General features: G+C 68.4%; 22 protein-coding genes and 5 pseudogenes. 12 read left to right on the top strand and 15 right to left on the bottom strand.

The genetic code is table 11. The features are described 5' to 3' along the window. Positions 1–150: 150 nt before the first annotated feature. Both IO33_RS49925 and IO33_RS0139585 read left to right on the top strand, forming a co-directional pair. Positions 151–357 (top strand): annotated as a pseudogene (locus tag IO33_RS49925) (Orn/Lys/Arg family decarboxylase); the annotation flags it as partial. A gap of 485 nt (positions 358–842) precedes the next feature. Further along, positions 843–1,103: an aromatic acid exporter family protein gene (locus IO33_RS0139585; RefSeq protein ID WP_031173952.1), complete on the top strand. Its 261-nt coding sequence runs from the start codon at positions 843–845 to the stop codon at positions 1,101–1,103. Between the two features lie 503 nt (positions 1,104–1,606). Here IO33_RS0139585 and IO33_RS0139580 read toward each other — a convergent pair. The 5 genes and pseudogenes from IO33_RS0139580 to IO33_RS0139565 all read right to left on the bottom strand — a co-directional run bounded on the left by IO33_RS0139580 (position 1,607) and on the right by IO33_RS0139565 (position 4,695). Beyond that, complete coding sequence (locus tag IO33_RS0139580) at positions 1,607–2,134, bottom strand: hypothetical protein (RefSeq protein WP_031173951.1); 528 nt, start codon at positions 2,132–2,134, stop codon at positions 1,607–1,609. A 241-nt stretch (positions 2,135–2,375) separates the two neighbouring features. Continuing rightward, positions 2,376–2,570 (bottom strand): annotated as a pseudogene (locus tag IO33_RS53140) (hypothetical protein); the annotation flags it as partial. 87 nt (positions 2,571–2,657) lie between these two features. Next, positions 2,658–2,993: a type III PLP-dependent enzyme domain-containing protein gene (locus IO33_RS53135; protein ID WP_245236027.1), complete on the bottom strand. Its 336-nt coding sequence runs from the start codon at positions 2,991–2,993 to the stop codon at positions 2,658–2,660. Positions 2,994–3,021: 28 nt separating this feature from the next. Next, positions 3,022–3,570 (bottom strand): alanine racemase, encoded by a 549-nt coding sequence (locus IO33_RS53130; RefSeq protein WP_245236026.1) that lies wholly within the window; start codon positions 3,568–3,570, stop codon positions 3,022–3,024. A gap of 273 nt (positions 3,571–3,843) precedes the next feature. Further along, positions 3,844–4,695, bottom strand: a complete 852-nt coding sequence (locus IO33_RS0139565; protein WP_031173949.1) for an ArsR/SmtB family transcription factor — start codon at positions 4,693–4,695, stop codon at positions 3,844–3,846. Between the two features lie 86 nt (positions 4,696–4,781). Between IO33_RS0139565 and IO33_RS0139560 the strand changes: the two genes are divergently transcribed. From IO33_RS0139560 to IO33_RS0139545, 4 genes are all read left to right on the top strand, one after another. Next, a complete protein-coding gene (locus IO33_RS0139560; protein ID WP_051927244.1) occupies positions 4,782–6,083 on the top strand; it encodes an MFS transporter in 1,302 nt (433 codons plus the stop codon). Positions 6,084–6,429: 346 nt separating this feature from the next. Next, positions 6,430–6,903 (top strand): hypothetical protein, encoded by a 474-nt coding sequence (locus tag IO33_RS53125; RefSeq protein WP_245236025.1) that lies wholly within the window; start codon positions 6,430–6,432, stop codon positions 6,901–6,903. Further along, positions 6,900–7,589 carry an oxygenase MpaB family protein gene (locus IO33_RS53120; protein WP_031173946.1) on the top strand — a complete coding sequence of 230 codons (690 nt, stop codon included), beginning with the start codon at positions 6,900–6,902 and terminating at the stop codon, positions 7,587–7,589. Before IO33_RS53125 ends, IO33_RS53120 begins: the two co-directional genes overlap by 4 nt. 778 nt (positions 7,590–8,367) lie before the next feature. Further along, on the top strand, positions 8,368–8,595 hold the full coding sequence (locus IO33_RS0139545; protein ID WP_031173945.1) for a hypothetical protein: 228 nt from the start codon (positions 8,368–8,370) through the stop codon (positions 8,593–8,595). 703 nt (positions 8,596–9,298) lie between these two features. Here IO33_RS0139545 and IO33_RS0139535 read toward each other — a convergent pair. From IO33_RS0139535 to IO33_RS0139500, 9 genes and pseudogenes are all read right to left on the bottom strand, one after another. Then, positions 9,299–9,469 (bottom strand): hypothetical protein, encoded by a 171-nt coding sequence (locus IO33_RS0139535; RefSeq protein WP_031173944.1) that lies wholly within the window; start codon positions 9,467–9,469, stop codon positions 9,299–9,301. 346 nt (positions 9,470–9,815) lie between these two features. After that, positions 9,816–10,013, bottom strand: a pseudogene (locus IO33_RS48515) (helix-turn-helix domain-containing protein); the annotation flags it as partial. Between the two features lie 91 nt (positions 10,014–10,104). Beyond that, on the bottom strand, positions 10,105–10,620 hold the full coding sequence (locus IO33_RS0139530) for a hypothetical protein (protein ID WP_031173943.1): 516 nt from the start codon (positions 10,618–10,620) through the stop codon (positions 10,105–10,107). Positions 10,621–10,677: 57 nt separating this feature from the next. Then, positions 10,678–11,466 carry an ArsR/SmtB family transcription factor gene (locus IO33_RS0139525; protein WP_037687158.1) on the bottom strand — a complete coding sequence of 263 codons (789 nt, stop codon included), beginning with the start codon at positions 11,464–11,466 and terminating at the stop codon, positions 10,678–10,680. 267 nt (positions 11,467–11,733) lie between these two features. Beyond that, the gene (locus IO33_RS50815; RefSeq protein ID WP_157858027.1) at positions 11,734–11,958 is read right to left on the bottom strand and encodes a hypothetical protein; all 225 of its coding nucleotides are present in this window, start codon (positions 11,956–11,958) and stop codon (positions 11,734–11,736) included. A gap of 43 nt (positions 11,959–12,001) precedes the next feature. Further along, positions 12,002–12,190, bottom strand: a complete 189-nt coding sequence (locus tag IO33_RS51475) for a hypothetical protein (protein WP_031173941.1) — start codon at positions 12,188–12,190, stop codon at positions 12,002–12,004. A 377-nt stretch (positions 12,191–12,567) separates the two neighbouring features. Then, on the bottom strand, positions 12,568–13,119 hold the full coding sequence (locus IO33_RS0139510; protein ID WP_031173940.1) for a GNAT family N-acetyltransferase: 552 nt from the start codon (positions 13,117–13,119) through the stop codon (positions 12,568–12,570). Between the two features lie 203 nt (positions 13,120–13,322). Next, complete coding sequence (locus IO33_RS0139505) at positions 13,323–14,069, bottom strand: phosphotransferase family protein (RefSeq protein WP_031173939.1); 747 nt, start codon at positions 14,067–14,069, stop codon at positions 13,323–13,325. Positions 14,070–14,221: 152 nt separating this feature from the next. Continuing rightward, the gene (locus IO33_RS0139500; RefSeq protein ID WP_031173938.1) at positions 14,222–15,037 is read right to left on the bottom strand and encodes a phosphotransferase; all 816 of its coding nucleotides are present in this window, start codon (positions 15,035–15,037) and stop codon (positions 14,222–14,224) included. A 44-nt stretch (positions 15,038–15,081) separates the two neighbouring features. Between IO33_RS0139500 and IO33_RS53115 the strand changes: the two are divergent. The 4 genes and pseudogenes from IO33_RS53115 to IO33_RS0139485 all read left to right on the top strand — a co-directional run. Next, positions 15,082–15,308 (top strand): annotated as a pseudogene (locus IO33_RS53115) (transposase); the annotation flags it as partial. A 583-nt stretch (positions 15,309–15,891) separates the two neighbouring features. Next, complete coding sequence (locus IO33_RS0139495; protein ID WP_031173937.1) at positions 15,892–16,572, top strand: hypothetical protein; 681 nt, start codon at positions 15,892–15,894, stop codon at positions 16,570–16,572. Between the two features lie 248 nt (positions 16,573–16,820). Beyond that, on the top strand, positions 16,821–16,958 hold the full coding sequence (locus IO33_RS50810) for a hypothetical protein (RefSeq protein WP_157858025.1): 138 nt from the start codon (positions 16,821–16,823) through the stop codon (positions 16,956–16,958). 88 nt (positions 16,959–17,046) lie between these two features. Then, positions 17,047–17,952, top strand: coding sequence for a phosphotransferase family protein (locus IO33_RS0139485; RefSeq protein ID WP_209439000.1), 906 nt, complete (start codon positions 17,047–17,049; stop codon positions 17,950–17,952). 23 nt (positions 17,953–17,975) lie between these two features. Here IO33_RS0139485 and IO33_RS0139480 read toward each other — a convergent pair whose 3' ends face one another. After that, positions 17,976–19,220: an IS701 family transposase gene (locus IO33_RS0139480; protein WP_078964104.1), complete on the bottom strand. Its 1,245-nt coding sequence runs from the start codon at positions 19,218–19,220 to the stop codon at positions 17,976–17,978. A 134-nt stretch (positions 19,221–19,354) separates the two neighbouring features. Between IO33_RS0139480 and IO33_RS44995 the strand changes: the two are divergent. Continuing rightward, a pseudogene (locus tag IO33_RS44995) lies at positions 19,355–20,542 on the top strand (IS256 family transposase); the annotation flags it as partial. Beyond that, positions 20,539–21,228, top strand: coding sequence for an HAD family hydrolase (locus IO33_RS0139470; RefSeq protein WP_051927242.1), 690 nt, complete (start codon positions 20,539–20,541; stop codon positions 21,226–21,228). The pseudogene IO33_RS44995 and the gene IO33_RS0139470, both read left to right, overlap by 4 nt. Positions 21,229–21,268: the final 40 nt, after the last annotated feature.

Genomic DNA, 21,268 nt, shown 5'->3' with positions numbered 1-21,268 from the left:
ACACGGAATGTGAGAACCTACCACCAGACGGCGGCCGGCAGGTCCGCGTGGCCCTGGGCCGGATGTACCGCGGGTGACTGGCGGACTCCGGCATCGGCACGTTGGAAACAGGGTCGGCGACCAGAAATCGGATCGGTAGTTCCCACACATGAGGACGTACCCATGCACCGCGCGGCAGGGCGGCTGGCCGGCGAGATGATCACGCCGTATCCGCCCGGTATCCCCGCCGTGCTCCCCGGCGAACGCCTCACCGAATCGGTCCTGCGGTACCTCACCAGCGGAGTGGCGGCAGGCATGAACCTGCCCGACGCGGCCGACACGCAGCTGAAGACGATCCGGGTGGTCGCCCAGGAGTGACTCACAGGCTGGTGAGCGGCTTCGGTGACAGCGTTTTGATCATGGTGTTGGTCCAGCGCAGATGGCGGAGGGTCCGGGGCTGCAGGCGGCGGTGAGGTCGAGATCGCGCAGTAGGGGAGGCCGGGAGCGCGTTGCCGGCCGAGAGCCCGGACTGACGGTCTCGCGCACCGTTGCCAGCGGGCTCGGCTCCGCGTGGTCCGCAGCGCCGGCCAGATTCAGACCCGGCGATTCGGCAGCCCGCGCCATGCGCCGGCGTGCTCATGCGACCAGCGGGCGACGTCCCTGGCGACGTGCGTGCGTGCGGTCGGCCGCTCGGTCCGCTGCTCGGTCACCGAGCCGGGTCCGGAGCGGGAGAGGACGGTGCAGGCGCTGAAGCCGCGGCACCGCCGCGGTCCTCGCCTGGGCGCTGTCCGCCCGCTTCGGCGCCCAAGGTCTCGCACCCCCGAAGCCGCCCGTTCGTCATCGTCAACGGGTCCTAGGGGCCCATGGACGTCGTCCACCGGCTGCTGGAGGCCGCGCTCGGCGCCACGGTGGGCCCGTGCGTCAACGCCCTGGTGTCTCCCCCGGTCCACGACCGCCGCGCGGGGCAGCTGCGCCACCAGCTGTCCGTCGAGAGCGACCGGCTGCTCACCGACGCGGCGAACCGGCTGGCTACCGGGGAAGGGGCGGACGTGCCGGATGACTGGGGCGCGCGGGCCCGCTGGTTGACTGGGCCGAGCGGGCCCGCTGGCTGGGCGATGTCCTGACCGATCTGCGGGCGGCCCGCCACTGGTCCGACGAGAGCCTTCGGCTCAATCCCCTACGACGATGCGGCACCGCACGGATCACGAGCGGACCGGCTCATGGTCATCCAGACCCGCCCCACCCCCTTCCGGCGGCCGCTCTCGGTCCGCTGCTGGCCGTCTGCGCGCCCTCGCGCTGCGATGAGCGGTCCCCACGACGAGCCCGCTGACCCCGGCGCGTCGGTCGGGCTCGACTCCGCACGCCGGGCCCACCGGGAACCTCAAGATCCTGGCCTCTCCCGGCGCACTCGATACCGAGCAGGCGGCGCTGCGCACCGGCTCCGGACGCTTGCTCGTGGCCCTGGAACGGGCTACTCCTATGGCGAGCCGGAGAACCAGCCTGGCTGACCAGGCCGATGCGTCCTGGGTCATGGATGTGCCGGACTGGACATGTCCCGGCGGCGCAACAGCATGCCGGTCGCCTCCCCCCTCGGCCGCTCGCGTCCAGTCCCCGGGGCGCGGCCGCGTCAGCCGGTCAGCAACACGTCCTGAACCGCCCTCACACGCAGCTCCTCAAGCGTGCTCATCTGCCGCTCGGCCCGTGCGATCAGTCCGTCGAGCTCCTGCTCGTCAAGGCGGTCGTCCGCCTCGGCCAGGGCGCGCAGTGTGCGCCAGCCGAGTTCCTTGCCTTTCACCCCCAGCCGGAGGAACTCGAGTTCGATCACCAGCGTCAGCGGTGAACGTCTGAAGAGGCGCCCGTTGCTCTTCAGGCGCCCCAGTCGCTCGGCCGCACCGGATGCCGCGACCTTGTAGCGGCGCTCCGGCACGCCCAGGCTCCGCATGATGCGCAGCAGGCTCGCACGGTCCTCGCCGATCTCGCCCGCGAGGTCCCGCAGTGGTTCCGCGAACGGCGGATCGCGATGCGACCGGGCCGCGAACACGGAGCGTCCGGCTCCGACCGTGGCACCTGCCAGATGGTCGTTGAGGTAGATCCCGAGCAGGTCCGTGCGGACCCCACGGCTCTGCGGGCGGATGCCCGGCATGGGTGTCGTCATGGCTCGTGCCCTCACTTCTCTCCGCCCGCGTGCGGCGGTGTTGCACGAGTACCCGGACGGGGCGCTCCGGCTCCTACCACGGCGGACGCCCTGGCCGCGTGCTCCGGCGCCGCGATAAGGGTGCCTGAATCGGGAAGGTCACACCGGTGCGGGGCGCCCTTCCCCGACCACGGTGCGCGTCGCCCGTGCGCCCGCGGCGACCGCGCGTCCTGCGGTGCCTGTCGTTCGGGCCTGCGCCACCGGAGTCGAGCAGGCCGGCGAGCACCAGGGCCATGTTGTCGATGCCGGGGTCCCGGACGATCAGTCCGTCGGAGCACCAGAAGTAGCGACCACCCAGCGCCTCGTCCGTTCGGGACCACCTCTCCATCAGACGCTCAACCTCGGCGAGAGTGAACACGGTCGCTCTCCAGCGGGAGCCGTCGCCCGTCAGCCGGACCTCGACAAGGCCGGACACTTCCTTGCCTTCGCCCAGATAGCCGCGACTCTGGTCTGGCACCGCCGTCTCTCCCGCCTGAAGTGATGCTCAGGTAGGGGCACCTCGTGCCATGCCCTGCCAGCGGTCGATCACCTCGCGGTGTCGCACGACCAGCAGCTCGCCGGCGAGATTCACCGGCGTGCAGATGTGATCGGGGACGACCGCGACCGCCGACCCAAGACGTGGCCCCTGCACTCCCTCTGGAAGGCGGACCACGGCGTGGTGCTCCCACAACCCGGTGATGGATCCCCGCGGGAACCGGGGCAGGTAGCCGTGGCCCGTCACCCAAGACGACCGGTCAGAGCCAAGAACCTTGCTACCGACGTCCAGCACGGAGCAGTCCGGGACGGAAACGCTGATCACCGTCGCCCCACCGACCAGCACCAGATCCTCCTCGTCTCGTGCGGCGCGCTCACGTGCGCGCGTCTTGGCCGTAGCCGTGCCCCGGGAACGTGAACACGCCGGCAACACTGAGTCCCGCATCGGCGGCAGCCTTCGCGACCTGACCAGCCGTGTGAGGCTGCACTCCTGTGCGACGGCTCCCGCTGTCTACCTCGACAAGTACCTCGACCGGCCGGTCACTGCCACGCACGGCGTTCCCCAGCCGCTGCACGCCGTCGACCGACTCGACGCCGGCTTTCAGAGCAGCGTCGTCAGCCAAGCGGCGCAGCCGGTGCGCCTTGTCGGCATCGAGCCACACGGGGTACGCGATGAACAGGTCGTCCACGCCGACCTGAGCGAATGCCTCGGCCTCGCCGATCGTGTCCACCGACAGCCCGGGCGCGCCAGCTTGAAGCTGAAGATCCGCGATCTGCGCGCACTTGTGGGCCTTGTCGTGCGGACGCAGGGCAAACCCTTGAGCCCGCGAAGCCTCAGCCATCCGCGCGATGTTGCTTTCCAGCACATCCATATCGATCACGAGTGCCGGCGTAGCCAGCCCATCGGGCAGCAGTATCGCCATCTCTTGCCTCCCGCCATGGAACACATCGAGATGATCACGGCAGGTCGGCAGACCAGGACCATAGGACCATCGCCCCAGGTCACACGTACCAATCGAGACGACCTCTTGGTGGCCGGGGTTACGGCGGCTGGAGGTCGAGCCTGGTCTTGGCGACAACACCCTTGATGAGGCGGGGGTACCACCGCGGCGGGCAGGACGGTGCCGATTCGCAATACGGGGCTCCACCGCCCGGAGCCGGTTCGGGGAATCGAGCCATGGGAAAGCGACGAGGGCTCACCCGCGTTCGAGGAGGGCGATACCGAGGTCGCTGGCCGCGTAGTTGACCTCGCGCCGGTAGCGGTGGCTGGTCACCAGGCCGGCCTCTCGCAGGACCGTGAGGTGCTGGGAGACCGCGCCCAGGCTCAGACCGGTGCGGGCGGCCAGCTGTGTCGTGGTGGCGGGCGAGCTGGTGTAGGTCAGCAGCTGGGCCCGGCTGCGGCCCAGGAGGCGGGCCAGGCTGTCGCCGGTCGGATCCCGGCGCTCCCACAGGGTGCCGACGGCGCGGGTGGGATAGACGAGGGCGGGCTGGGCCGGGCCGTCCTCGGTGAGGAAGTGACAGCGGACGGCGAACGCCGTGGGTGCCAGGGTGATCCCGGCGCCGCCCAGACCGGGGGCGGGCTCGGGCAGGTCCGGTGAGAGCAGGGTGTCCCCGGACCAGGTCAGTGCCGGGTTCAGGCTGGCGAAGACCTGCCGGATACCGTCCTCCGCCAACTGCCGGGTCCGGTGGGCGATGTCCGCCTCCAGCACCGCACGGATGCGCGGCCAGTACGGCTGGACCGCGGCCCCCCACCAGGCCCGTACTGCGTCCGCGAGCCCGAGGGCCGGGGACAGCAAGGCCAGTTCCTCCTCGATCTCGGCGAGCGGGCAGCGCGGCGGTGGCGTGCGGACCAGCGATTTCAGGGGCGCGGTCCGCTCGGCCAGGTCCGTGTCCCGCAGCAGGGCCAACGCGGAGCGGATCCACGGCAGATGGACCACGTGCAGGCCCGGGTCCAGGGCTGCCCGGTAGCTGGCGACCGTCTCCCACAGCGGTGACATCGCGAACCTGACGTTGGCGATGTCGTCCACGCCGAACCGCACCGCGCCCATGCCGCGTCTCCCCCGCCGGTCACCGATGTTTTCGCCCAGACTAAAACAATGGTGTCCGCGGCACCACGCTGGTGATCCTTCCCGCCATGACGCCTTCCCGGTTGCCCGGCCTCGAGCCGTGCCGCTCCAGCCTCTTCTTCCACCCAGACTTCCGCAGATTCTGGACCGCGGACTCGGTCAGCCAGGCCGGTGCCGCCGTGACACTCGTCGCCCTTCCGCTGGTGGCCATCGGTCCGTTGGACGCCACCCCGTTCGAGACGGGCCTGCTCGTCGTCTTCGAGTACCTGGCCTTCCTCGTCATCGGCCTGCCCGCCGGCGCCTGGGTGGACCGCGTCCGCCGCCGTCCGGTGATGATCGTCTGCGCTCTGGCCCGGGCCGTCCTGCTCGGCTCGATCCCGGTCGCGTACTGGCTGGACGTCCTGACGATAGGCCAGCTGTACGTCGCCGCCTTCGGCGTGTCGGTGTGCACGGTCTTCTTCGACGTGGCCTATCAGAGCTATCTGCCGCATCTCGTCGAGGACGGCCAACTGCTGGAGGCCAACGTCAAGCTGGAGACCACCCGCAACATCGCCCAGGTCGGCGGGCCGGGCCTGGGCGGTGTGCTGGTCGGGGCGCTGACGGCGCCGGTGGCGATCGTCGTCGACGCGGTCGGCTTCGTGACCGCGGCGCTCCTGCTGTCGCGGATCCGTGGCAGCGAGGCCAAGCCGGAGGCCCACCCCGAGGCGAGCCTGCGGTCCGAGATCGCCGAGGGGCTCCGGTTCGTCTTTGGCAACCCGCTGCTGCGGGCGATCACCCTGACCGCCGCGATCTCCAACCTGGCCGCCACGATCGGCGCGTCGATGCTGCTGGTGCTGCTCAACGGCGAGTTGGGGCTGTCGCCGTTCCTGTGCGGACTGGTCTTCACCGCGGAGGCGGTGGGCGGCCTGCTCGGCAGCCTGCTCACCACGAGGATCGCCGCCCGGCTCGGACAGGGGCCCGCCATGTGCCTGTCGGTGACCTTGAGCGGCCTGCTGTGGATGCTGGCACTGCCGATGTTCCAGTCCGACTGGCGGTTCGCGGTCGGCGTCGTGCTCCAGGGCCTCGGCTGGGTGGTGTACATGACGTTCAAGATCAACTCGGTCGTGTTCCGACAGCAGTTGTGCCCGAGACCGCTACTGGGCCGGATGACGGCGTCGGTCCGTTTCGTGGTCTGGGGAGCCATGCCGGTGGGCGCGTTCATGGGCAGCGCACTGGGGCAGAGCATTGGGGCGCGGCAGGCCATGTGGGTCGGCGCCCTTGGTGAACTGCTCGCGGTTATCCCAGTGTTGCTCTCGCCATTGCGCACGATGCGCGAACTGCCCGGCGCGCCCACGGATGTGGACGTCAAGGCTTCGGCTGGCGCCTCATGATCCCGGCCCTGCCGCCCAGTGCCTTGCGGGCCTGCCCGACCAGCGAGTGCCAGGTATGCCCCAGTTTGACCAGGTGGTCGAGGACGCGGCGCTACCTCGTCCACGTCTTCGCGCCCGGGACCAAAAAGGTGATCTCGGAGCACGGGGACGGATACCCGATGCTCCCGGACGCCGCCCGTACGCGCGCGCCAGGCCCCTCAACACAGGGAAAGGATTCCTTTCGGCGATCTTGGTGCACCACACCGTTCGCCTGCCGGACCGCCTGCCCCATAACCCTGCCGTGGGACAGGCTCCGAGTGCCCTGCCGCCCTGCCGCCCTGCCCACCTCGAAGAACGGAGAACACCCATGGCCATGACAGCCGAAACCGTCCAAGCCGAAATGGAGGCCGCAAAACAGGCCGGCGACCCACCCGCCGACGCCCTCGTGTCCGACCTGATCGACAACCAGGAAATCGACGGGGTCAACGGCCTGTTCCGCACGATCGGAACCCTGCACCCAGGACAGGACCTCTCCGACCTGCCCCCAAGGCTGGCGAACTTCCTCAAAGAGGCCACCGCCGAGCCGCCCGGCTGGAGCGAGGCGGGCGTCAAGGCTGCAGAAGGCTTCTTCGACCACCACCATGGCGAGGCGTCCATGCTCCAGGGTACGGTCGGCCTGATCGGCACGTACCTGTCCCCCACCGGCGCCTTCACCCTGCGCTCCACCGGGCGCCTGGGCGGAGTAGACGGACCGGGCCGACGTCTGTCCCAGTCCTCTCGCCTGTACATCGGCATGGGCGACAGGGGCGCCCTGCGCAACGGCACCCTGAAGGCGACGTGACCAAGGTCCGCCTGGTCCACGCCTCGGTCCGCCAGCCGCACGAGAAGAGCGGCGAGTGGGACTACGCCAAGTGGGGCGAGCCGGTCTCGCAGAAGTACACCGCCGGCGCCATCTGCGACTCCAGCGTCCAGATCCTCGAGGCACTGAAGAACCTCGGCGTACACGTCTCCGACGAAGACCGCCACGGCTTCATGTGTGCCTGGCACTACGTCAACCACTGCCTCGGCACACCGGAGCAGGGGGTGATGCCCAAGGACGCCGAACTGGTCGACCGGATCTGGAGGGTCGAGCGCGAGAAGGAGTGGAGGGAGTCCGACGACGGCAAGTTCATGACCGCGCAGGCCCTGAAGTTCTACAAGCAGGAGATGGTGCCCCCACCGGCCTACGACCCCTTCGTCGCCATGGTGCGTGCCGCGTTCGGCGACAAGTACGCCGACATGGCCGGCATCCCCCGAAACGCGGCCCTCGACACCGGTGCCAAGATCGCCGCGGCCGGCCACTCCGTCGCCAGCAACACCTTCGGCGGTCTCTTCGGCGGCACCGCCCAGAAGGCCACCGGAACCAACCCATACGACGCGATCCTCGGCCAGGCCTCCAAGGCGTTCAACAAGGTCGAGGAGTACACCCTCAAGCACGACAAGGACGACCAGCCCCAGATGCACCAGGAACTCCACGACAACCCCTGACCACCGGCGGACCGCACTGTGCACGTACCACGAGCGCAGCGGGCACGCTGGGCAGCGGGACAGGCATCCACACAGAACATGTGGCTTCAGGTAGCCGCCGTCGAGCAGCGCAGCAGGCAGGGTGGAGCAGTGCCGGCGCCGCCTCACGCGTAGAGGCCGGCAGCGCGGGCGGCCGGCTGCGTGCCACACGGTGTCGTCAGGCAGGCGCGGCACCTGGAGGGCATGCGCCTTCCAGCGCTCGAGCGCCTCGTCGACGTCGGCGTGGATCTCCTTGGGAAACCTGGAGCGCGGCCACTGCACAATCTGCGATGCCACGTCACGCAGTGTGAGGCCCATCTGCCTCGATACCTCCTTGAGGACCTGGCAGCCCCTTTCGGGCTGCCCACCCCCGCCTGCATGAGCGCTGAGCATCGGAATGCGCCGGCGTCAGAGCCGCGAGCGTGCGGTTGACCGACCAGGCACGGAGCAACAACACGGTGACCGGACAAAGATCCCCCGCACGCCAGCGGACATCGGCCTCCGTACCACGGGGATACGCTTCTCCAGCCTCCCGTGCTCCTCTGGCCCACCGCCAGGGCCGAATGCCAGCCCCGGATGTCAAAGAGGACACGCTCCAGCCTCGGCAAGAGGAGCCTGACCTGGAGTAGTCGAGGATGCACCCGACCTCGTCCCAGGTAAGGCTGGTGTGGTGTGTCTCCGCTCGCACCCCGGATCGTCCACCCAATAGCGTCGGCAGGCGGTCTGCGAGTGCGAGGGTGAGCCAGGAGAGGATTCGGACATGGCCGAGCGCCACGTGATCGTGTTCCCACCGAACGAACACGGCGGACGCCGTATCCAGATCGACGGCGAGACCTCCGGCACGGCCTTCAGTCTGCGCGAGCTCACGGCGCTCCTGCACCGGGCAGGCTTTGCAGACATGGACGAACTGGACGTGGCCGAGTCACCGATCATCGAGTGGCACGGCGGCGGACCGGAACAGTGGCAAGGCACAGCCTGGACCCCGTGACGTGAAAGGCGCCCGATGCTGTGCAGCACCGTGACGACGAGCCTCACCCTGGAGACTTACCGGGCCCGCAGAAGCCCGCGGGTTATCTGGCCAGAAGGGCCAAGCTCGGCCAGCCGACGACGGCTCCTCCGGGTCTTCTTCGTGGCAGCCTTCTGCTTCAGCCAGGGCACTCGTGCACCTCGGCGTCGCCGGTCGGTTCGCAGGTCGAAACCTGTTCCTCCGGCAGCGGTCGGCTGCTGGAGCTGATCTGGGCCGACGGCGGCTCCAGCGGCAGCCTCATCGAGTACCGCTTCCCACGCTCACGTCCCGGCCGACATGCCGCCGCACCCAGCGGCGGCGCACCTGCGACAAGCCGATGGCATCCGGGCAGTCCCCATACACACCGAGTATCGAACGACAGTCTCGACTCGTTCCCACGGCTCGGACGGCCAGAGGGAGAGCGTGCGAGTTCACGACGGAGTCCCCGGTGGCGGCGGCCCGGAAACGCTCCACGCGGTGCGTGGGCGCCGGATCGACATTCCGGCAGCGATGGCCGGCCCCGTGGCGACGGTGCGCCGACAGGGGCTTGCAGGTGCAAGGTTCCGATAGGCCAGATCCCTCCCAACCCCTTGGGAGGATGTCTTCCTACACGGGTGGCCCGACCGCGTCGGCCGGGCCACCCCTGATTTTCGCGTGGCGCGCTCCTCGCGCCGGTGCCTTCGGTCTACCAGCGGTACCAGCGGCCCTTGCGGCCTGCGCCATCCGCGCTACGGACGACGAAGCCGAGCAGCCACACGATGAGCACGAGCACCGCGATCCACCACAACGCCTTCAGGGCGAAGCCTGCACCGAAGAGGATCAGAGCCAGCAGAAGAACCAGAAGCAGGGGAACCATCGTTATCAACCTCCTGGCCACCGGATGCCCTTACTTCAGTCCTACAAGCACACAAAATATGAGTTACTTTATCCGGGCGATGGGCACGCGCGCGCTGTAGACGGTTCCCCGTCCTGCATGTCGCACGCACCACGGCCGCCCCTGGCCGGTCACTCTCTACGCCGCTCTGACCAGGTCTTACCGGCGCGCTGAGCGGCCACGTCCACAGCCGGCACCCGCTATCGGCAGCGGTGAGCGGCATGACCACCCTGCGCCGATCGGCCACGGCAGAACCGGCCGGTCACCGAGGCCAAGCACTACCCCAGGCACATACTGACTTCGGCTTGTCGGTGATCGAGGCCGACGACCGCGAGGCGAGGGCCTCTTCGCCTCCGTCCCGCCAAGTCTGGCGCCACTGGTAGGCCGACTTCCGGCTCACCCGCAACCGCCGCGCGACTTCGGGCGGCTTCACCTTCTGGGCGAATAGTTCCGCCGCCTGCTTCCGCACCACCTCTCGGCGTCGGCGTGCCTCCGGCGTCAACCCGCCCGCGTCCGCATACCTCACACGCCGCGGATCACAGCCAACATCCCACCGATGTGAGCAGGTTCCGCGAACATCTCCCTGACGAGCCGAAGTCAGTATCGCTGTGACGTGGTCACCGCATGGCCTCGGCCACGGCCCGGTCGGGGAGGAGGGCGAGGAGCTGTTTCGTGTGGCCGGGCAGTTCTGCCTCCGCCAGTCCAGTGAGGATGTCGCGCAGCGGCATGGGCTGATCGACCAGGAGTGTGTCGTTGGACAGGAGCCGGGCGGGCACCACGGTGCCGAGTTCGGCGTCGCTGAGCGCCGCACCTCCGGCGAGTGCGCACAGGGCGGCTGCTTGCCCGCTGATGCGGTCCTGGAGCCCGGCGTTGCCGCCAGCGTGCTCGATGGTTTGCCGAATAGTCCAGGCGTCGAGGGCGATCCGGTTGTCGTACGTCGTGTTGGTCCCCGCTGAAATACCTGCGACGGCGGCGATGGTGGCGGCGCTGACGAGAGAGACGTGCGCGAGGATCTGGTCGGCATTCCACTCGCCGTCCGGCGGAGCGGGGCTGGGGTCGTCGGCGCCGGCCACGGTGGTAGCGGCGTCTAGCAGTGCTCGGTAGGCGTCCTGGAGCTGGGCAGCGTGCAGCATGTTTGCACCTCTCTGTGCGGCCGTATGTGGAAGGAACCAGGGGCGGAGAGGCGCGGCTCAGGTGTGGGCGCGGGACATCTCCCAGGGCGCCTGCGGCAGGACCTCGCCGGTCTCCAGCATCGATTTGAGGTTGGCCAGCACGGCCGGCCAGCCGGCCGAGATGCCGCCCAGCATCTCCTGGTTGGGGAGCCTCTCGTGGGTGACGGTGAGGCGAACGATGTCCTGATGCGGTTCAACGAGGAAGGTGACGACCGACGGCTCTCTCGGCGATTCGGCATCGGGGGCGTCATCAAAGGTGATGACGAGCCGGGTCGGGGGCTCGGCCTCCAGGACATGGCCTGCCACGTCGATCTTGCCCGAGCCGTCGGCTCGCCGGTGCTCCCAGGCAGAGCCCGGCTGCCAGTCGGAGACGTTGGCGTGTCCCCAGTAGCGCGCCGTCAGGTCGGCGTCCGTCAGGGCTTGCCACACCTGCTCCGCACTGGCGCGTATGTAGGTGACGTAGACGTAGTCCGGCACCGGTGTGGGTGCGTTGGTCATGGCGTACTCCTCTGCCTGGTGCTTGATGGCACTGATCGCTTGGAGGCGGGGCTTGTCGAAGCCGGAGATCCAGCGCTCCTCGATCTCGTGGATCGGGGCCGGGTTGAGGTAGTGCAGCCGCTCCCGGCCGCGTCGTACGACGGTGACGAGGTTGGCCCGCACGAGGATGTCCAGGTGCTGCGTCGCGGACTGGCGTGCCATGTCAAGGCGTTGGCACAGTTCGCGCAGCGTCTGTCCGTTGTGCTCGCGTAGGCGGTCGAGCAGGAGCCGCCGGGTGGGGTCGGCCAGCGCCTTGAACACCGAGTCGATCGCTGTTGCTTCGAGGCTCACGCTTAAGATTATGCAGGCATTTACCTGCCTATTGTCAAGAGTGACGGCCAGCCGTGCGAGCCGGGTGCGGAAACGCGCGCCGACGTCTGAGGCGGAGGCTGTGCCGAGCGAGGGCCCAGCGCAAACCGGGTCGAGCGGCCCTTACTGGATGTACTTGAGGGGCTACTCCTGGTGTGGCAGTCCCTGGTTGTCGTTGGTCACGACCGGCGACGCGGTGCGGCACTGCACGTTCGGCCCGACCCTGGTCTAGGCGTTCTCGGTGATCTCCCGGTTGAAGGACACGTAGATGCCACGCTTCTTCAGAACGGACGCGCCCACCAGGATCAGGGTGCTCGTCTTGCCGGTCCCGGCCCCGGCGATCAGCGCCAGGTCCCACCCCTGAACGAAAACGTCCCGAGCAGCCCCTGCTCGTCGGTCGGCTTGACGGCCATAGGGATTTCCTCTCTGGGAATGCGGCTTGATCGTCCGCAACTCAAAGGAATCCCAAAGGAATCCCAATGGACCTGATAGTCAGTCAAAAAGGCTGGGAGCGTGTCGCTCCACGCGGGAAGGGATGTTCGCAGAGGCGGCGGAGCGGGTGCTCGCCGAGCGCGTAGCTCGCCGTCTGCGCCTCCGCTCCGGCCTCAAGGCGTGCGGCGTATTCGGCCACGGTACGGGCGATCTCTTCGGGCTCGGCGTCATGGAGCCGGTTCTGATCATCCATGCACCGCTGCCGCTGTGTTGTGGGCTCCTCCACGGCGCTCGTGGTCGCCCGAGCGCTGGGCAACCAGGGGCTGCCGGTCGTACCAGGCGAGCACGGCGCCCACGACCTCGTGCGCCGCTGCGGACGAGGCCGTTTGGTCGCTGCCCGAACCCGAGGGGTGTGGCTCAGGGGACGAGGGTGAGGGCGATGCAGGGGCGTGCATCGGTGGACCGCCTCAAGCTGTCGGGGTTCCGGCGGCCGGCTCGCCCCACGCGCCCGCCGCGGCATGGCCTGCGCGACTTCCGTCCGTGAAGCCCGAGCCGCCCACCCGCCGGGAGGCTCAAGTGCCGAATTCTCGACAGCTGTGAACGTGGAGAAACGGCGAACCAAAGGACCGCTCAGCTGCCCGAGGCTTGCCACTCTGGCGCCAGCACCGACCAGACCTCGGCGTCGTGGCGGACGCCACGGTAGAGGTAGATCTCGCGCAGGACGCCCTCACAGGTCATGCCGAGTCGCTTGGCCACGTTGATGCTGGGCGTGTTGTTCGGCGACACAAACCACTGCACGCGGTGGATACCGCGTTCGTTGAACGCCCAGTCGATGATCAGCCGTGCTGCACGTCCGACCAGACCCCTGCCTGTGGCAGCCGGCTCCAGCCAGCAGCCTGCCTCGCAGATACCAGTGGCGGCGTCGAATTTCGGGAAGGAGACGCCACCTACGAGGGTGCCGTCGAGCCAGATGCCATACAGGCGGCCCGTGTCGGAGGCCGCCTTGTCGGCGTAAAGCTGGAGATAGCTGCGGGCGGAGTCCAAGTCCGTGGCAAGGTCGGGCAGTTCCATGTGCGCACCGATGAAGTCACGCCCCCGGTCCATGTGCGCGAGGAACTCCTCGGCCCGCCACGGCTCCAGAGGCCGCAGCTCGGCCCCGTCTCCCAGGGAAATCGCGAACATAGCCATCCTTCGAGGTACGCCTATCCGATCGTCAGATCTTCGCACGCCCGGTGGCCTTCGACCCCCCGGCGGCCGCCCGCGGACCGGACGTCGATCACCACGAGGGACGGGCCCACTGATTCGCTGGCCTTCGGCGATGCGCCCCAAGGGGATGGCCTACGCGACCGTCAGCACGCATACGTGGTGGTCAGGCCCGCGCAGCCTCACATCCGGGATCTCAGCACGTCGACCTCACAGCCCGGTGCGAAGGGGTCGAAGCCGTGCTCGATCAGCCAGCGAACCGCAAGCAGGCTTCGCAGCGACGACCACGCGTGGATCACGTCGAGGTCGATGTCGGCGCCATAGCCGGCGATGACGTCGTCGAGGTGCTCCTCGTGTCCGAGCGTGAAGGTGGCGAGGTCGTACAGGGCATCACCCTGGCCCGCCTCGGACCAGTCGATGATGCCCGTGACCTCGTCGCCGTCGACGAAGACGTGCGCGATCTGCAGGTCGCCGTGCGTGAACGCCGGAGTCCACGGCCGGAGTGCCGCCTCGGCGACCTGGCGGTTGCGGGTGACCAGGTCGGCGGGCAGGACGCCGTTCGTCACGAGCAACTCGCACTCGTCGTCGAGTTCCGCCGCCAGCGCGACGATGCTCCGGCCTGCCCGGCCGGGCCGGGACGGCAGCGGCGCGTCGTGCAGCTTCCGGATGGCGGCGCCGGCCGCGGCCCACGCCTCCGGCGACCCGGTCGACGGCCCACCGAGGCGCCCAAGCGTCGTCCCCGGAAGTGCGGCGATGGCGAGCACAGGTGGCTTGCGCCAGAGAACCTCCGGGGTCGGGACCGGCGCCAGGGACATCGCCTCGACCTCGACGTCGATGCGCGTCTGATCGGCGTCCACCTTCAGGAACACGTCGCCGACGCGCAGAGTCGCGCGCTCGGAATGGGCGACGACGACTTTGACCTCATCCATGGGCGACCAGTATCCCGGGGACGATCGCCGACGTCGCCGGGTTTTCGCCTGCGACTACGCGGCTGACCGCCTCCCACTAGCCTGCGGCGTCGTGCACGACACCGACCTCTAACCAGTCAGGCCCACCACTTCTGTCAGGAGTCCCAAGCCAGTCATCCCAACAGGGCAGCCGTGAACGTCTCGTGGTGAGCCACCAGCCACTCCTGGATGCGGTCCCAACGCTGCCAACCACCGCGCTCGGACAGCGCCTGGATGTAGACGGGGTCGCCGTCGGCCACTCGATCAGCGACGAAGGACCGGCAGGAAGCGGTGGCCTGTTCGACGACGCCGGGCAGTTCAGCGCGCTCCTGCGGGGAGAGGCCGTAGCCGTCGGCGAGTATCCGCAGTCGTGTCGGAGCGTCCAGCCCCGCGGGATAGAAATGTGCCACGGACGTGGGATCGAGCATGGGAACCCAGTAGCGGGCGGTCATGGCAACGTCCCAAACTGCTCGGCCGGGGGCCGCCAGGTCGAAATCGATCAGGGCTGCGGCATGGCCGTCGCGGAAGACGACGTTTTCCGGGCACACATCGTTGTGGCACAGCATCGTTCCTCCCGCCGGGTCGGCCAGGGATCGGGGCCAGTCGACGCATGCGTCAACCGCGATGGCCGCGCTGGCGTCGTGCAGGCGTCGCAGCAGGCTGCCCACCGATCTCAACGCGGTCTCGGTCATCGCCCAGCGTGGAAACGGCGGTAGAGCGACGTCGCCGGGGATGAAGGTCAGCTGCTCGCGGCCGTCGGCGGTGAGACGGATAGGTCTCGGAGCCGCGTCGAACCCCTGCTCTCTGAGAGCGAGGAGATGGGCGTGGAGGGCGTGCGCGGTGCGCGGCGCCGGGCGTTCCACCAGAGCACCGTGGCGGAAGACCGCGCCAACGTTCACCATGCCGCCGACCAGGGCTTCGCCCTCCGCCGTCTCGCCCTCCGCCGTCATGTCGATCACGCTACCGTCAGGTCGGCCGCGCGGGGGGCGGTCCCGCCGATATGTTGCTGTGCGCGGACGGTCCGGTGACCTCGCCGGTGGACCTCACGCTGGTGGCCGAGCACCGGCGCGGGCGCGGCGCCACGTACGGCGCCCTGAACCGCGGGCGGTGCGTGCGCCCGGGTTGCGCCAGGTGCTGGCCGGTCTGCCCATGCCGCGGGCCGCCGACGGGCACCTGGTCCGCGCGGTCGACGTCAGCAACTGGCCGCGTCTCGACGCCCCGATCGTCTACCGCATCCTCGAAGATGTCGAGGTGCTCGTCCCCGTAGAGTGGCTCCGGGTCCTCGTCTCAGTTGGTAGGCCTTGTCAGACCACTCGTCGGACAGCCTCAGGAAGGCCCGGTTCTCCCGATCGTTCCGCTTCCAGTCATCGAACGCCCGGTTGACTCTGCCGCTGTCCTCGTTCCACGTCATGAGGCGAGGCTGGAGAGCCAACCTCGGCCGCCTCGGTGGAATTTTGCGAGGTGGGACACCTCGGGTCGCCAGCCCGGCTGAGGCACTCCGCACCCAGACGCTGCTGGGTTTGCGCCGACGTGCCAGCCCGGAAGGCTGTTTTGCTCGTCGGCGTCGAGTTGTGGCTTCGGCGGGGCGACGCGGCGCATGAGGTCGCCGACGTCCTGGTGGACTGTGGGAGGGCATCTTCTCTCGGCCTCGATCCGCCGGCTCGCCGCCAGGATCCGTTCGCGGGCTGCGCCAACCGCCCTGACCGATACATACCGCCCTTCGCCCGCCGTGACGGACAGTCGATCAGTACGCTGAGCTGCTGAAGCTCTGATCGTGCCATCACGACGAGGCTTGGGGGCGTTCGTGTCGGATGCAGTGCTGAATATCGTGATCGGGCTTGTCACGAGCATTGTCAGCGGCGGATCCGTATGGGTTTGGAATCGGGTGAGCAGTGCCCGCCTCCTGCACCGGAAACAGGCGTTCCTCGGCCTGCGTCCTGGCGTGCCGTGCGTCATCATCTTGAACAGTCACTGGCAGATGCCCGCTGTCACCGACCACAGCGACGTGTACGCGATCATCGAGCTTGCGATGCTTGCCGAGGAGGCTGGGTGCCCGTTCACCCTTGTCGCGGCTGACGCGCGTGAACTCAACGGGGATCGCACCGAGCTCAGCATCGGCGGACTGGGATCGAACCAGCGAAACGTCGAGTATGTGGCCTCGCACCTGCCGGGCGTGAAGGTCAACCTGGACGGTGACTTCACCGTGGGCGAGCAGCGATTCCTGCACGACTACGGGCGGAAAGACCATGCTCTGGTCGCGAAGTTCACCCCTCCTCAGTCCACACAGCCAGTCCTGGTGATCATGGGGCAGTCGTCGATCGCGAACCGGGCGGCGGTGTACCTCATCAAGCGCGACTACCGTCGCCTGTCGAAGACAGTCGCATCGCTTGATCGGTTCTGTCTCATGCTGCGGGTCGACTCGGCAGACACCTATGGCTACCAGGCGGTCGAACTAGCTGCTGACCTGTCTGCAGTTGCCTTCTAGAGATGCCAGCGCCGACAAGACACTCTCCGCCTCGTCAGGAACCCGCAGCCGCAGCAACACGGCCAGCAGGTGGGCGGCGGGCGTCTTCGCCCGCTCTGCACCCTCCGCCCGTCTGTTGAGCGCCGCCAACCTCCAAGATCATCTGGACTTTGAAACGCCCCTGGGACGGAGCGGCCGATGGATAGCCGCACTGGACGCGTCCTGGGGCAGTGCTCAAGACTTGTGGATCGGCCTCGGGAGGTACGCCCGTGCTGAGCGTAGTGAACGCCGACGGCAGCATCGAGTCCGGCTCCTTGATCGACGAGATCGTCCGCGAAGGCGCTCACCGGATGCTCGCCGCCGCGTTGGAGGCGGAAGTCAACCAGTACCTAGTACTCCAGCCGTAGATCGTGATCTCCGGGCGTGGTGGCCTGAGCGTCCTGGAAGCTACAGAACTCCGTGGTCCATGCATGGCGGATCGTGCAGTATGGCCCGGTGATCGAATCGAACCCACCCGCAGAGGCCCTTGCCTGGGCCGCTGAGGTCGCTGGCTCTGTTGCCGCAGCGCGCACCGTGAGGCGACTTACCGGCGGTGCTCATGCCGCCACGCATTTGCTGCGAACACAGCTGCCAAGCCGGGACATGGTTCTGCGGCGCTTCCCCCCAGGCGATAACGCGGTGGCGTTCGAGGCGCGTGTACTGGAAGCTCTCAAGGGCTTGGATGGCTGGGCGCCGCAGCTTGTCGATGTCGACCCCGGAGGACGCCGGTTCGGTGAGCCCGCCATTTTGATCACCCGCCTGCCCGGTCGTGCCGACATCACACCGGCCTGTCCGGACATTGCAGCGGCCCAACTGGGACGCGCCTTGGCCCGCGTCCACGACGTCCCGCTCTCCGGGCTGACCGGGCTTCGCGACGGTATGGCAGCGACGGCCGCTTCATCCGCTTTCGACGCGGGCCCCGCTGCGCCAATCCTGGCTGCCCACGGCCATCGCCTTGCCGATCAGCCACAGGTTCTGACGCACTATGACTTCTGGTCGGGCAACGTCTTGTGGCAGGAAGGGGCGCTCACCGGCATCGTCGACTGGTCGGGGGCATCGCGAGCACCGCGAGGCTTCGACGTGAGCTGGTGTCGACTCGATCTGGTTCTCCTCCATGGCCCGGGCGCTGCCGAAGTGTTCTTGACCGCATACCAGGAAGCAGCAGGAGAGGAGGTGCACGACATGCTGCTGTGGGACCTGTTCGCCCTCACCAACTCCCACCGCTCTGTGGAAACCTGGCAGACCAACTATCGCGATCTCGGCCGCACCGACATGACCCCCGCCAACCTGCGCCAGCGCCACACCGATTGGGGCGTGGAACGTCTCGTGCGCTATCGCGTGGAACAGGACATTCCATGCTGAGCGGCCTTTGACTTCATGGACGATCAAGGCCCTGCGGATGCTTGCAGCCGGTAGTGGCCGCGGCGGGCGCGAGCCTGATGTCGTCGTCGCCACTGCGACCAGCGCATCCGGTGGGTCGTTTCATGGACCGGGCGCGCGATCAGTGTGGCGAACAGATGCTGGATCTCGTTGCAGGTGAGCGGGATCAGATCGTCCGGCTCTGGGTGATGGAGGCGCTCGGAGGCTGCGGTCACGGCGAGGAAGACGTGGGCAAGCATCGCGAGGGTGACCCAGCGGTGCCAAGAGGTCCAGCGGCGGACCTGGTGTTCGTCGAGTCCGGCCAGGCCCTTGCTCGACTGAAAGGTCTCCTCCACCGCCCAGCGCCGGCCAGCCACGCGTACCAGGTCGGGCAGCGGTACCGAGCGGGGCGAGAAGCAGCGGTAGAAGGCGAGCTCGCCGGTACGTCGGTTGCGACGGACCAGTAGCCACCAGCAGCCCGGACGCTCGGCTGGGCCGCTGATGTCGGTCACGGCCCAGTCGTAGAATCGTTCCCCCTTCACGCCGGCCCCGGCGGACAGACGCTGCCAAGCCCGCTTGGGGAAATGCTTGACCAGCGCCTTGGCCTGCATACGACCTGCGCGTATAACTACCTGGTGGGTGCTGGAGACCGCGAGGACGTAGCCGATTTGGCGGCCTTCCAGGGCGGAGCGAAGGTGAGGATTGTTGCCGTAGACCTCGTCGGCCGCCACCCAGCGCGCTGTGGTTCCCGCGTCCAGTGCCCGAGCGACCATCCGTGCGGCGAGAACAGGCTTGGTCGCGAACGCGAGGTTCTCTGGGATACCAGCGGCCCGGCAGCGGTCCGGGTCCTCAGTCCACGAGCGTGCTATGTACAGGGCCCGGTCGATCGCGGCGTGCCCGCGGGCAGCGGAATAGACCATGTAGACGGCGACTTGGGCGTTCTCGATGCGGCCAGCAGTGCCCGTGTACTGGCGCTGGACACCGACGGTCGCGATGCCCTTCTTCAGGTCCCCGGTCTCGTCGACCACGAGCACCGCCTCGGGGTCGTCCAGATGTTCCACCACATAGGTGCGGATATCGTCGCGGACTGCGTCGGCGTCCCACTTCGCCCGGTGCAGCAGGTGTTGCATCCCGTCCGGGGTCGCGTCACCGGCGTGCTCAGCGAGGGTCCAACAGTTCTTTCTCGGCAGGTCCGACAGCAGACCGAGCACCAATGCCCGCGTCCGACGTCGTGGTTCGACTCGGGCGAACCGTCCTGCGACGCGTTCCATCGTCTGATCGAACATCGACCGCCACCGGGCAGGGGCTGCACTGTGGCTCGCGGCCACCGCCGGATCTTCGCTTGTCCACACAACTCACGATGATCACCGGGGTACCGCACCTGTCTCCGCATCGGCTTTAACGAGCAAGATCACGATCTACGGCTGGAGTACTAGGCGAGTTGGCTTCCAAGCGCGACGAGTGCGGGCACCGTCTAGCGGTCCGCAACGGCCACCACCGGCCCCGCACGGTCGTCACTGCGGCCGGCCCGGTCGAGGTGCAGGCGCCGCGGGTCAACGACCGCCGCGTCGACGAGGTCACCGGCGAGCGCAAGCGGTTCTCCTCGAAGATCCTGGCGCCGTGGTGCCGCAAGTCGCCGAAGATCTCGGAGGTGCTGCCGCTGCTCTACCTGCACGGCCTGTCGTCTGGGGGCTTCGTTCCGGCGCTGGAGCAGTTCCTCGGCGGCACGGCCGGGCTGTCGCCGGCGACGGTAACCCGGCTGACCAGGCAGTGGCAGGATGACCACGCCGCCTTCCAGGACCGCGACCTCGCGGATCGCGACTATGTCTACGTGTTGGCCGACGGGGTTCACCCCAAGGTACGGCTCGGCCAGGCACACAGCTGCGTGCTGGTCCTGCTCGGGGTGCGCTTGGACGGCGCCAAGGAGCTGATCGCGCCCGCGGAGGGCCTGCGCGAGCCCACCGAGTCGTGGGCGGACCTGCTGCGAGACTGACGCCGACGTGGCATGCGCGGCCCCGAGTTGGTCGTCGGCAACGGCGCGATGGGGCTCTGGCAGGCTCTGGGCGAGGTCTTTCCCACCGCTCAGCGCCAGCGCCGCCGGGTCCATAAGACCCGAAATATGATGAACTGTCTTCCGGAGTCCGCACAGCCAGGCGCGACCAAGGCGATGCGGGAGATCTACAACGCCCAGGACCGTGCCCACGCCGAGAAGGCAATCGAGGCGTTCGCCAAGCCATACGGGGTGAAGTGGCCCAAGGCCGTCGCGAAAATCACCGAGGACCAGGAGGAACTGCTGGCGTACTACGACTTCCCGGCAGAGGACTGGATCCACTTGTGGACCACGAACCCGATCGAGTCCACGTTCTCCACCGTCAAGCTCCGCACGAAGGTCACCCGCGGGGCAGGCAGCCCGGCCGCCGCGCTGGCGATGGTGTTCAAGCTGGTCGAATCCGCCCAGGAACGCTGACGGGCCATCACCGGAGCCTCCCTCGTCGCTCTGCTTCGCTCCGGCGCCACGTTCAAGAACGGCGTCCTGGTCGAGCGCGAGGAGGTCGCCGCAGCGTCAAGAGCAGGGCCTATGCTGCTGGGATGATCAAGCCCATTGAGCTCGTCATATTCGACTGCGACGGCGTGCTGGTCGACAGCGAGCGCATCGCCGCTCGTGTCCAGGTCGCCCTCGGAGCCGAGCTGGGTTGGCCGCTGACCGAGGACGAGGTCGTGGACCGGTTCATCGGGCGCTCGCACGCCGCCATCCACGAGCAGGTCGCCGCTCAACTCGGCCCGGACACGGCCGTGATCTGGTCGGAGAGGTTCGAGCACCTCCACCGGGAGGCCGTGGACGCAGGGCTTGCCCCGGTGGACGGCTTGCCGGAAGCACTCGATGCGCTCACTCTGCCGACATGCGTCGCCTCCAGCGGCTCCCACGACAAGATGCGGCACACCCTGGGCCGCACCGGGCTCTACGAACGCTTCGCAGGCCGCATCTACAGTTCCACCGAAGTCTCCCGCGGCAAGCCCGCGCCCGACCTGTTCCTGCACGCCGCCCAGCAGATGGGCGTCGATCCCGAAGCGTGCGTGGTCGTCGAGGACAGCCAACCCGGCGTCCACGCTGCCCGCGCCGCCGGCATGCGAGCCTTCGGCTACGCAGGAGGGCTCACCCCGGCCGAACGCCTCGAAGGCCGCGACACCATTGTCTTCTACGACATGCGCGAGCTGCCGACTCTCCTCGCCGAGCGGCAGCTACCTCTTCACCAGACACTGCCCAGCCACAAGATTTGACAATTGCTCGCGCCTTGGCGGGCGCACCCTGGCGCTGAGC

It is taken from the genome of Streptomyces durhamensis (assembly GCF_000725475.1).
In the GTDB taxonomy this organism is placed as follows: Bacteria; Actinomycetota; Actinomycetes; order Streptomycetales; family Streptomycetaceae; genus Streptomyces; species Streptomyces filipinensis.
This window is presented reverse-complemented; position numbering and strand designations above follow the sequence as displayed.